We start from the raw sequence: 12,121 nt of genomic DNA, 5'->3' as shown, positions 1-12,121 counted from the left end.
TCATGCGGAAAGGGATCCGGCCCCGCCTGCACCGGTAGTGCCGGCCGCTGGCCGGCACCCCGCAGGCATCAGTAGCGGTAGTGGTCCGGCTTGAACGGGCCTTCCACCGGCACGCCGATGTAGTCGGCCTGGTCCTGGGTCAGGGTGGTCAGCTTCACGCCGATCTTTTCCAGGTGCAGGCGGGCCACTTCCTCGTCCAGCTTCTTGGGCAGCAGGTAGACCTTCTTCTCGTAGCTGTCCTTGTTCGCCCACAGGTCGATCTGGGCCAAAGTCTGGTTGGCGAAGCTGTTGGACATCACGAAGCTCGGGTGGCCGGTGGCGCAGCCCAGGTTCACCAGGCGGCCTTCGGCCAGCAGGAAGATCGCGTTGCCGTTCGGGAAGATGTACTTGTCCACCTGCGGCTTGATGTTGACGTGCTTGATGCCCGGGTACGACGCCAGTGCGTCGACCTGGATCTCGTTGTCGAAGTGGCCGATGTTGCAGACGATGGCCTGGTCCTTCATCGCGCTCAGGTGCTCGATGCGGATGATGTCGCGGTTGCCGGTGGTGGTGACATACAGGTCGGCACGGCCCAGGGTCGACTCGATGGTGTTGACTTCATAGCCTTCCATCGCCGCCTGCAGCGCGCAGATCGGGTCGATCTCGGTGACGATCACGCGCGCGCCGTAGGCACGCAGCGACGCGGCGCAGCCCTTGCCGACGTCGCCGTAGCCGCAGACCACGGCCACCTTGCCGGCCAGCATCACGTCCATCGCGCGCTTCAGGCCGTCGGCCAGCGACTCGCGGCAGCCGTACAGGTTGTCGAACTTGCTCTTGGTGACCGAGTCGTTGACGTTGATCGCCGGGATCAGCAGGGTGCCGGCCTGGGCCAGCTGGTACAGGCGGTGCACGCCGGTGGTGGTCTCTTCGGAGACGCCCTTCCAGTCCTTCACCACGCGGCCCCAGTAACCCGGGCGCTCCTTGGCCACGCGCTTGAGCAGGTTCTTGATGACCTGTTCTTCGTGCGAGGCAGAGGGGGTGTTGACCCAGTCGCTGCCGTTTTCCAGTTCGTAGCCCTTGTGGATCAGCAGGGTCACGTCACCGCCGTCGTCGACCACCAGTTCCGGGCCGGTCAGGGTGCCGTCGGCCAGGGTGAAGGTCAGCGCGTCCAGGGTGCAGTCCCAGTACTCTTCCAGGGTCTCGCCCTTCCAGGCAAACACCGGGGTGCCGGTGGCGGCGATGGCGGCAGCCGCGTGGTCCTGGGTCGAGAAGATGTTGCACGAGGCCCAGCGCACATCGGCGCCGATGTCCTTCAGGGTCTCGATCAGCACCGCGGTCTGGATGGTCATGTGCAGCGAGCCGGTCACGCGCACGCCCTTCAGCGGCAGCTCGGCCTGGTACTTGCGGCGGATCGACATCAGGCCCGGCATTTCGTGCTCGGCGATGTCCAGTTCCTTGCGGCCCCAGTCGGCCAGCGTGATATCGCGGATCTTGTAATCACCTTCGGTGGAGAAGGTCTTGGCAACAGCGTTCATTCGTGTGCTCCGGTTGTGGGCGAGCGGGTGCTCGCATCTAGCCGGGCGCCGTTGTTACAAAGCCACCTTACCGAGCCTGGCCGGGCCTCGTCGGATCCGGTCGCAGCGCCCCTCGGCAGGGGAGAACCCCCATTATATCGCGGCCCCGGCGTGACATCGGCATGACCCAACCATCGGCAGATGGGGCCGCGTGCATGGCCTGTTAAGGTCGGTGTTTTCACGCATCACACAGGTGGAACGATGAGCATGCACGCGCGCCGTACGCGGCGGTGGACCGGCCTGGTCCTGTCGATGGGACTGCTGGCGGTGGCCCCGCTGGCCTGGGCGGCAGCGCCGCAGCCCGTTGCCGCGCAGGCGCAGGGCGTCAACGGCTACGAACTGCCGTCGGCCGCGCTGCAGGCAGTGGTCGATGCCCCGCGCGCGCCGTCGCTGTTTTTGTCGCCGCGCCGCGACGTGGCCGCGATGATGCAGATGCCGTCGCTGCCGTCGATCCAGGTGGTGGCGCAGCCGGAACTGAAGCTGGCCGGCCTGCGCATCAACCCGCGCACGTTCTCCGACAGCCGCTTCAGCTTCGGCGAGAAGCTGTGGCTGATGAACGTGGCCGACGGCAAGGAGCGGCCGATCACCGGCCTGCCGGCCACGCTGTCGATCGCCAGCGTGATGTGGTCGCCGGACCAGAAGTGGCTGGCCTTCAACCAGGTCGACGCTGCCAGTGGCGCCAATGAACTGTGGCTGGTGGATGTGGCCGGTGGCAGTGCCCGTCGCCTGGTTGCCGGCCTGAACACGGTGATCGGCAGCGGCTACCAGTGGCTGCCGGACAACCGCGGGCTGGTGGTGTTCACCCGCCCGGCCAACCCGGGGCCAGCCCCGGCCGCCGACGGCGTCCCGACCGGCCCGGCCGTGCAGCAGACCAGCCAGGGCGGCGGCGTGGTGTCGATCCGCACCTACCAGGACCTGCTGAAGAACGAGGCCGACGCCCGCCAGTTCGATTACTACGCTACTACCCAGCCGATGGAAGTCGGCCTGGATGGCAGTACCCGCGCGATCGGTGCAGCCGGCATCTTCATGGGCTTCTCGGTGTCGCCCGACGGCCGCTTCGTGCTGCGCCAGCCGGTGCAGCGCCCGTACTCCTACGTGGTGCCGGTGAGTAGTTTCCCGCGCCGCATCGAAGTGATCGACCGTGCCAGCGGCAAGCTGGTGCATACCGTGGCGGTGCGCCCGCTGGTGGAAGGCCTGCCGACCGGCAACGATGCCGAAGTGACCGGCGTGCGCGACATCAGCTGGCGCGGTGATGCCGACGCCACCCTGGTCTGGGCCGAAGCGCAGGACGGCGGCGACCCGAACCGGGAAGCCAGGGTGCGCGATGCGGTGCTGATGCAGGCCGCGCCGTTCGACAAGCCGCCGGTGACCCTGGCCCAGCTTGGCAGCCGCCTGAGCGGCATCAACTGGGGCCGTGGCGACCTGGCCCTGCTGACCGAGTCGTGGTGGAAGACACGCAAGACCAAGACCTGGCTGATCGCCCCGGATGATGCCGGTGCCGAGCCGCGCCTGCTGTGGGATCGTGACGCGCAGGACCGTTATGCCGATCCGGGGCGGCCGCTGCTGGCCAGCGATGAACGTGGTCGCTCGCTGCTGCAGACCAGCCCCGATGGTGGCAGCCTGTACCTGGCCGGTGCCGGTGCTTCGCCGGAAGGTGACCGTCCGTTCGTGGACCGTTTCGACATCGCCACGGGCAAGGCGACGCGCCTGTTCCATTCGCAGGCGCCGAGCTATTCGCTGCCGGTGGCATTGCTGGACAACCAGGGCAGCTCGCTGCTGCTGAGCCGTGAGAGCCCGGATGAGCCGGCCAACTTCTACGTGCAGTCGCTGGCCGATGCCAGCGCCGCACCGCGCGCGCTGACCCACTTCGCTCATCCGCTGCCGCAGCTGAAGGGCGTGCAGAAGGAGCAGATCCGCTACAAGCGCAAGGATGGCGTCGATCTGACCGCGACCCTGCTGCTGCCGCCGGGCTACGACCCCAAGCGCGACGGCCCGCGCCCGCTGCTGATGTGGGCCTACCCGGGCGAGTTCAAGAGCGCGGCCGCGGCCAGCCAGGTGACCGATTCGCCGTACCGCTTCAACGCGGTCAGCTACTGGGGCCCGCAGGCGTTCCTGGCCAAAGGGTACGTAGTGCTGGCCAGCCCGTCGATGCCGATCATCGGCGAGGGTGACAAGGAGCCCAACGACACCTACATCGAACAGCTGGTGGCCAACGCGCAGGCAGCCGTGGATGAAGTGGTGCGGCGTGGCGTGACCGATCGCGACCACATCGCCATCGGTGGCCATTCCTACGGTGCGTTCATGACCGCCAACCTGCTGGCGCATACGCGCCTGTTCAAGGCCGGCATCGCGCGCAGCGGCGCCTACAACCGCACGCTGACCCCGTTCGGCTTCCAGGCCGAGGAGCGCAACTACTGGCAGGCGCAGGACGTCTACCAGAAGATGGCGCCGTTCAACTACGCCGACAGGATCAAGGATCCGATCCTGTTCATCCACGGCGTGGACGACAACAACTCCGGTACGTTCCCGATCCAGAGCGAGCGCATGTTCGCCGCGGTGAAGGGCCTGGGTGGCACCGCACGGCTGGTGATGCTGCCGAACGAATCGCATGCCTACCGCGCACGCGAATCGATCATGACCATGCTGGCCGAGAGCGAGCGCTGGCTGGAGCAGACCATCGGCCCGGCCGGGCAGGGCACGGCGAAGAAGAAGCGCTGACCGGACCGGGTAGTGCCGGCCGCTGGCCGGCAACCTCATGGACCCACGCAGCCTGAGGTTGCCGGCCAGTGGCCGGCACTACCAGATGAAACCATTTTTGCATCGCAGCACGCTGCCCGTTCTGGTTTAGGCTTGGGGTCTGGATCCGTTGACCGAGGCCTGTGCGTCGCCGATGAACGAGTACCGCAGCAGCATCGAGTTTGCTTCCCCCGATCTTCCGCTTCGCGATGACGTGCGCCGGCTCGGCGCACTGGTCGGTGACCTGTTGGTCGAGCAGGTATCGGCGGCCTTCCTCGACGATGTCGAAGACGTGCGCACCCGCGCCATCGCCCGTCGCGAGAACCAGGCGCCGCTGTCGGAGCTGGCCGAAGGGCTGGCCGGGCGCACGCCGCAGCAGGCCGAGACCATGGTGCGGGCCTTCAGCACCTACTTCCAGGTGGTCAACATTGCCGAGCGCGTGCATCGCATCCGCCGCCGCCGTAACTACCAGCGTGCCGGTACCGCAGGCGCGCAGCCCGATGGCCTGCAGGATGCGCTGCAGCACCTGAAGGCGCAGGGCGTGACGCTGGACGAACTGGCGCAGTGGCTGCCGCGCATCGACATCGAGCCGGTGTTCACCGCGCATCCCACCGAAGCCGTGCGCCGTGCGCTGCTGGAGAAGGAGCAGCTGATGGTGGCCAGCCTGGTCGACAACCTCGACGGCCAGCGCACGCCGGGGGAAGCGGCCGCCGATGCTGCGCGCTTCCGCATGGCGCTGACCGCGTCGTGGCAGACCACTGATTCCTCGCCGGTGCGGCCCACCGTCGATGACGAGCGCGAGCACGTCGGCTTCTATCTGGTGCAGGTGCTGTACCGGGTGATTCCGGTGCTGTACGAGTCGCTGCAGCAGGCGCTGCGCGACACCTATGGCGAAGAACTGCCGCTGCCGCGCCTGCTGCGCTTCGGCACGTGGGTCGGCGGGGACATGGACGGCAACCCGAACGTGGATGCCCACACCATCCGCACGACGCTGGACGCGCAGCGGCAGGCCGTGCTGGGTCGCTACCAGAAGGAACTGCTGCAGCTGGCCAGCCTGCTCAGCCAGTCCACCGAGCGGGTGGGCGTGAGCGAGGCGCTGCAGGCGCGGGTGGCGTACTACCAGCAGCAGCTGCCGCAGGTGCAGTCGCGCCCGCGCCATGCCGACATGCCCTACCGCCTGCTCAACGATCGCATGCGCGCGCGCCTGCAGGCCACGCTGGATGACGGCGAGGGCGCTTACGCCGGTCCGGACGAACTGATCGACGACCTGCAGCTGATCCTCGACAGCCTGCGCGCGAACCGCGGCGAACATGCCGGTGGCTTTGCGGTGCAACGCCTGCTGTGGCGGGTGAAGACGTTTGGCTTCCACTTGGCACGGTTGGACGTACGCCAGGAGTCGAGCGTGCATGCACGCGCGCTGGCCACGGTGCTGGGCGGCGACGCGGCCTGGGACGGTCTGGATGCCTTGGGTCGCGCGCGCCTGCTGGCACCGCATGCCAGTGGTGAGGTGCCGTTGCCTAAGGGCGACGACGAAGGCAACCGGCGGCTGGACGCCGTGTTCGCTGCACTGGCCGATGCGCGCGCGCGCCACGGCGGCGACGCGCTGGGCAGCTACATCATCTCGATGGCACACGACCGCAGCGACGTGCTGGCGGTGCTGGCGCTGGCGCGTCGTGGTGGCCTGGTGGAAGAGGGCGGTTCGGTGCCGCTGGATATTGCGCCATTGTTCGAAACCGTGGACGACCTCAAGCGTGGCACCGCCACCCTGCGTGACCTGCTGGCCGACCCGATCTATCGCGCGCACCTGCAGGCACGCGACGACGTGCAGATGGTGATGCTGGGTTATTCGGACAGCAGCAAGGACGGCGGCATCGCCGCTTCGCGCTGGGGCCTGCAGCGTGCACAGGTGGAACTGCTGGAGGTGGCGGCAGAGGCGGGCATCCGATTGACCTTCTTCCATGGCCGGGGCGGTTCGATCAGCCGCGGTGGCGGCAAGACCACGCATGCGGTCGATGCGTCGCCGCGCGGCAGCATCGATGGCCGCCTGCGGGTGACCGAGCAGGGCGAGGTGATCCATCGAAAGTACGGCATCCGGGCGCTGGCCCTGCGTTCACTGGAGCAGGCCACCGGCGCGGTGCTGCGCGCCAGCCTGCGCCCGCGCGCCGCCGAGCCGCGCGAGGACGGCTGGCGGCCGGTGATGGATGCGGTGGCTGCGGCCAGCAGCGAGGTGTATCGCGCGTTCGTTGGCCAGCCCGGTTTCATGGACTACTTCCGCACCGCTACGCCGATCGACGTGATCGAGCGGATGACGCTGGGCTCGCGGCCGTCGCGTCGTCTCGGCCAGGACGCCGCACTGGGCAACCTGCGTGCGATTCCCTGGGTGTTCGCCTGGAGCCAGGCACGTGCGGTGATTCCCGGCTGGTACGGCGTGGGCAGTGGCCTGCAGGCCGCGGTCGATGCCGGCCACGAACAGGCCCTGCGCGATATGGCGCGGGACTGGCCGTTCTTCCGTACGTTCCTGGACGACATCGCGATGGTGCTGTCCAAGGGCGATATCACCATCGCCGAGCAGTTCTCGCTGTTGTCGGGTGAACTGCACGGGCGCTTCTTCCCGCAGGTGCAGCGCGAACTGGAGCTCACCCGGCGCTGGCTGCTGGCGTTGATGGACCAGAAGACGCTGCTGGACCACGACGCACGGCTGGCGCTGTCGATCCGCCTGCGCAATCCTTACGTCGATCCGATCAGCGTGCTGCAGGTGGACCTGCTGCAGCGCTGGCGGGCCAGCGGGCGCGAGGATGACGATCTGCTGCGCGCACTGGTGGCGTGCGTGAACGGCGTTTCGCAGGGTGTGCAGAACACCGGTTGATCCGCATCCGCCGGGCATGGCCCGGCGAATTCGAAAGGGTAGTGCCGGCCGCTGGCCGGCAACCTCATGATGTCCGGCAGCACGCGCGAGGTTGCCGGCCAGCGGCCGGCACTACCTCATTCCTCCGGCGACGGCGGGTTCGATGCCAGCAGTTCCAGGTGGCGCTGTTCCATTTCCTGGCGCAGCTGGCGGCGGATCTGTGCTGCGGCCTGGCGGCGCTTTTCGTCGGACGTTGCCGGCTGCAAGGGCGGGACAGGCGTCGGTCGGCCTTCTTCATCCACTGCGACCATCGTGAAGAAGCAGCTGTTGGCGTGACGCACGCTGCGCTTGAGGATGTCCTCGGCCACCACCTTGATGCCGATCTCCATCGATGAGGTGCCGGTGTAGTTCACCGAGGCCAGGAAGGTGACCAGCTCGCCCACCGCGATGGGCTGGCGGAACATCACCTGGTCCACCGACAGGGTGACCACGTAGCTGCCGGCATAGCGGCTGGCGCAGGCGTAGGCCACCTGGTCAAGCAGGCGCAGGATGGCGCCGCCATGGACCTTGCCGGAGAAATTGGCCATCTCCGGCGACATCAGCACGGTCATGGACAGCTGGTGGGTTTTCAGTTCGGTCGACATGCGGCGATTGTATCGGCAACCGGTGGTGCCGGACGCTGGCCGGCAACCACGCGGTTGTTTCCGGAGGCCATGAAAAAGCCGGCCAGCGGCCGGCTCTACCAGAAGCAGAAGGGCCGCGTGAGCGGCCCTTCGTGTTGCTTACTTCAGCTTCGCATCGGCGCGCAGGGCGGCGGCGCGGTCGGTCTTCTCCCAGGAGAAGGCCGTGGCGTTGACGGTCTCGCCTTCGCCGTTGAGGTAGCTGAACTCCTTCGGCTTGCGGCCGAAGTGGCCATAGGCCGCGGTCTGCTGGTACATCGGGTGGATCAGGTCCAGCATCTTGATGATGCCGTACGGGCGCAGGTCGAAGTGCTTGCGGATCAGCTTCTCGATCTTGTCGTCGCTGATCTTGCCGGTGCCGAAGGTGGTGACCGAGATCGAGGTCGGCTCAGCCACGCCGATGGCGTAGGAGACCTGCACTTCGCAACGGTCGGCCAGGCCGGCGGCAACCACGTTCTTGGCGACGTAGCGGGCGGCGTAGGCGGCCGAACGGTCGACCTTGGACGGGTCCTTGCCGGAGAACGCGCCACCACCGTGACGGGCCCAGCCGCCGTAGGTGTCGACGATGATCTTGCGGCCGGTCAGGCCGCAGTCGCCCACCGGGCCGCCGATCTCGAACTTGCCGGTCGGGTTGATGTGGAACTTGGTGCCCTTGTGCAGCCACTTGGCCGGCAGCACCGGCTTGATGATCTCTTCGCGGACGGCCTCGATGAGGTCCTTCTGCTTGATGCCCGGGGCGTGCTGGGTCGACAGGACCACGGCGTCGATGGCCGAGACCACGCCGTTTTCATAGCGCAGGGTGACCTGGCTCTTGGCGTCCGGGCGCAGCCACGACAGCGGCGAGTTCTTCTTCTTGCGGATCTTGGCCTGCTGCTCGACCAGGCGGTGCGACAGGTGGATCGCGGCCGGCATGTAGCTGTCGGTCTCGTTGGTGGCATAGCCGAACATCAGGCCCTGGTCGCCAGCGCCCATTTCTTCCGGCTTCTTGCGGTCCACGCCCTGGGCGATGTGCGGCGACTGCTTGCCGATCAGGTTCAGCACGCCGCAGGTGGCGCCGTCGAAGCCGACGTCGGAGCTGTCGTAGCCGATGTCCGTGATGACCTTGCGGGTCAGCGCTTCCAGGTCGATCCAGGCGCTGGTGGTGATTTCACCGGCCACGATGGCAACGCCGGTCTTGACCATGGTCTCGCAGGCCACGCGGGCGCGCTGGTCCTGGGTCAGGATCGCGTCCAGCACCGCATCGGAGATCTGGTCGGCAACCTTGTCCGGATGGCCTTCGGAGACCGACTCGGAGGTGAAGAGATAGCTGGACATCAGGCGTAATATCCCTTGATTCGGATGGAAAGATGGGCGCGCATGATACACGGGGTGCGCCGCCTGTGCATTGTGAACCCGTACCGGTTGCCGGTGGTTAAGCCCGCGTAGGCCCGGCAGCGGCCGTCATGACGGGATTGGGGGCCAGCCTCGAGGCCCAGTGTTCCACCAGCGTGACAACAGACGGGGGCTGGCCAACCCCCGACCGCGCAGGCCGCGACCCGGCCGTCAAGGCGGGGGCCGGCCGTCATCGTTCTGCCCCGAAACCGCCATCTGGCTGCCGCCTGCCGCGCGCAGGCTGTCGGCCAATCCGGCCGCCGGGCATCCGTGGATCCGCCATGCAGGAACTCGAACAGCGTCTCCAGCAACGTTTCCCCGATTGGTTCCATGGCCGCCGTGGTCAGCTGGCACGGCCGCTGCTGCGCAGCGTCGGCCGCTGGTCGCGCCTGGACCAGATCGAGGCCTTCCTGCAGCGCAGTGCAGGATTGCGCGGATTCGGCTTCGTCGCCGCCGGCCTGGAGTTCCTCGGCGGCCAGTACCAGGTGGATCCGGCCGCGCTGGCGAAGATCCCGGCCACCGGTCGCCTGCTGATCGTCGCCAACCACCCCTCCGGAGCGCTGGATGCACTGGCCCTGCTGGACGCGGTCGGCCGTATCCGCCGCGATGTGCGGATCGTGGCCAACGACCTGCTGGGCGCGATCGCGCCGCTGCAGGATCTGCTGTTGCCGGTGCGCATCCTGGGTGGCAAGGCGCAGCGCGGCAGCCTGCACGCGGTGGAGGAAGCATTGGCCGCCGAGCAGTGCGTGATCGTGTTCCCGGCCGGCGAGGTCTCGCGCCTGTCGCTGCGCGGCATCCGCGATGGCCGTTGGCAGCGGGGATTCGTCCGCTTTGCCCGCGCGGCCGGTGCGCCGGTGCTGCCTGTGCGGGTGGAAGCGCGCAACTCGGCGCTGTTCTACGGCGCCTCGACCCTGTTCAAGCCGGCCGGCACCGCGCTGCTGGCGCGCGAGATGTTCACCCGTCGTGGCCGCCCGCTGCGGCTGAGCATCGGCGAGCCGATGCAGCTGGGCAAGGGCGGTGACCCGGGCGCACAGCTGCTGGCGGTGCGCCGCGCGCTGTACGCGCTGGGCCGCAACGGCGCGGCCGGCAATGCCGCTGCGTGCGCAGGCCCTGAGCCGCTGGCCGCCCCGGTGCCACCTTCGCAGGTCGCCGCTGGAATCGCTGCCGCCACCCAGCTGGGCCAGACCGCCGACGGCAAGCAGATCCTGCTGGCCACCTGCACTGCCGATTCGCCACTGCTGCTGGAACTGGGCCGCCTGCGCGAACTGACCTTCCGCCAGGTGGGTGAGGGCACCGGCCGCAGCCGTGACCTCGACAACTACGACCCGCAGTACGAGCACATCGTGATCTGGGACGCCGCCGCGCAGCGCATCGCTGGCGCGTACCGGATCATGCGTGGTGCCCACGCGTTGGCCCGGCACGGCCTGTCCGGGCTCTACAGCGCGTCGCTGTTCCGCTATTCCGACGATGCCATCACCCACATCGCCGAGGGCCTGGAACTGGGCCGCAGCTTCGTGGTGCCCGATTACTGGGGCAGCCGCAGCCTGGACTACCTGTGGCAGGGCATTGGTGCCTACCTGCAGTGCCGGCCGGGGATCCGCTACCTGTTCGGCGCGGTGTCGATCAGCGCGGCCCTGCCACGCGACGCACGCGAGCAGCTGGTGGCGTACTACCAGCGCTACTACAGCGGTAGCGCGGGCCTGGCCGAATCGAACCGCCCCTTCCAGTACTTCGCTGCGCCGCCGAGTTTCGGCGAGCTGGATGCGGGTGCCGCATTCGATGTGCTCAAGGCCAACCTGGCCGCACTCGGCACCGGCGTGCCGACGCTGTACCGCCAGTACACCGATCTGTGCGAACCCGGCGGCGCGCGCTTCCTGGCCTTCGGTGTGGACCCGGACTTCAGCGATTCGATCGATGGCCTGATCGAGGTGGACCTGTGCGCGGTCCGGCCGAACAAGCGCAAACGCTACCTGCGCGGCGCGGGGACGCCGGCATGAGCATGCTGGCGAACCTGTCGCCGAACCGGCGCGCGGTGTTCGTCTCCGATGTGCACCTGGGCTCGCGCCATTGCCATGCCACCGAGCTGGCGCGATTCCTCTCGCAGCTGCGCTGCGAACGGCTGTACCTGGTGGGCGACATCATCGACCTGTGGTGGATGGCGCACCGCCGTGCGACCTGGCGGCAGTCGCACAGCGAGGTCATCCAGGCGCTGCACGCGCTGCGCCGTGCCGGCACCGAGATCATCTACATTCCGGGCAACCACGATGCTTCGCTGCGCCAGGTCTGCGGTCTGATGCTGCCGGCGATGCAGGTGCGCCGCCGCGCCATCCACGTGACCGCCGATGGCCGCCGGCTGCTGGTCGCGCACGGCGACGAGTATGACGGCGTGACCCACTTCGGCGGCCTGCAGGAAAAGTTCGGCGACTGGCTGTACTACCGCATCCTCACCGGCAACCAAGCCTTGAATGCAGTGCGGCGACGGCTGGGCATGCGCTACTGGTCGCTGTCGGAGTTCCTGAAGAAGCGCAGTGGCGCCGCTGAACGCTACATCGAGCGTTTCGTGCAGGCCGGGCTGGACGACGTGCGCCGCCGTGGCCTGGACGGCATCGTCTGCGGCCATATCCACCGCGCGGCGCTGATTGAACGCGATGGCCTGGTCTATGCCAATGACGGCGACTGGGTGGAGAGCCTGACCGCACTGGCCGAAGACCACGATGGCGCGCTGCGCCTGCTCGACCACAGCGGCCAGACCCTGCTGGAACTGCCCGGCGCGCGGTTGTCGCAAGCGGCATAACGCGCGTCTGTCCTACTGTAGAGCCGAGATCCTATGTTCGTGGTCAAGCCTGCTGGAAGCAGGTTTGACCCACTTTCAGCATGGCCGGGTCAAAGTCCCGGCCGCTCTTGAAGACGCCCCAAGCGATCCTGGCCAGCTTTCT

The 12,121-nt window shown here is 67.9% G+C and carries 7 protein-coding genes and 1 riboswitch; of the genes, 4 read left to right on the top strand and 3 right to left on the bottom strand.

Going from position 1 to position 12,121, the window contains the following annotated elements:
- Positions 1-68 precede the first annotated feature (68 nt).
- Positions 69-1,514 carry an adenosylhomocysteinase gene (gene ahcY, locus KXV01_RS18485; protein ID WP_111096800.1) on the bottom strand — a complete coding sequence of 482 codons (1,446 nt, stop codon included), beginning with the start codon at positions 1,512-1,514 and terminating at the stop codon, positions 69-71.
- A 36-nt stretch (positions 1,515-1,550) separates the two neighbouring features.
- Positions 1,551-1,634: riboswitch (S-adenosyl-L-homocysteine riboswitch) on the bottom strand.
- A gap of 120 nt (positions 1,635-1,754) precedes the next feature.
- Here ahcY and KXV01_RS18480 point away from each other — a divergent pair.
- Together KXV01_RS18480 and ppc are read left to right on the top strand one after the other, a co-directional pair.
- Complete coding sequence (locus tag KXV01_RS18480) at positions 1,755-4,271, top strand: prolyl oligopeptidase family serine peptidase (RefSeq protein ID WP_263468002.1); 2,517 nt, start codon at positions 1,755-1,757, stop codon at positions 4,269-4,271.
- 172 nt (positions 4,272-4,443) lie between these two features.
- Positions 4,444-7,155, top strand: a complete 2,712-nt coding sequence (gene ppc, locus KXV01_RS18475) for a phosphoenolpyruvate carboxylase (RefSeq protein ID WP_111096798.1) — start codon at positions 4,444-4,446, stop codon at positions 7,153-7,155.
- 116 nt (positions 7,156-7,271) lie between these two features.
- Here ppc and KXV01_RS18470 read toward each other — a convergent pair whose 3' ends face one another.
- On the bottom strand, positions 7,272-7,778 hold the full coding sequence (locus KXV01_RS18470) for an acyl-CoA thioesterase (RefSeq protein ID WP_005415314.1): 507 nt from the start codon (positions 7,776-7,778) through the stop codon (positions 7,272-7,274).
- 138 nt (positions 7,779-7,916) lie between these two features.
- Complete coding sequence (gene metK / locus KXV01_RS18465) at positions 7,917-9,128, bottom strand: methionine adenosyltransferase (RefSeq protein ID WP_005408103.1); 1,212 nt, start codon at positions 9,126-9,128, stop codon at positions 7,917-7,919.
- A gap of 338 nt (positions 9,129-9,466) precedes the next feature.
- On the opposite strand from metK, the gene KXV01_RS18460 reads away from it, so the two are divergent.
- Together KXV01_RS18460 and KXV01_RS18455 are read left to right on the top strand one after the other, a co-directional pair.
- Positions 9,467-11,182 (top strand): lysophospholipid acyltransferase family protein, encoded by a 1,716-nt coding sequence (locus tag KXV01_RS18460; protein WP_111096797.1) that lies wholly within the window; start codon positions 9,467-9,469, stop codon positions 11,180-11,182.
- Positions 11,179-11,979 carry a UDP-2,3-diacylglucosamine diphosphatase gene (locus KXV01_RS18455; protein WP_049414057.1) on the top strand — a complete coding sequence of 267 codons (801 nt, stop codon included), beginning with the start codon at positions 11,179-11,181 and terminating at the stop codon, positions 11,977-11,979. The genes KXV01_RS18460 and KXV01_RS18455 overlap by 4 nt, the downstream gene beginning before the upstream one ends.
- The last annotated feature ends 142 nt before the right edge of the window (positions 11,980-12,121 follow it).

The organism is Stenotrophomonas sp. Ps181 (assembly GCF_025697425.1).
In the GTDB taxonomy this organism is placed as follows: domain Bacteria; phylum Pseudomonadota; class Gammaproteobacteria; order Xanthomonadales; family Xanthomonadaceae; genus Stenotrophomonas; species Stenotrophomonas sepilia.
Note: the sequence above shows the minus strand (reverse complement) of the source record. Positions and strands in the feature narration are given on the sequence as shown.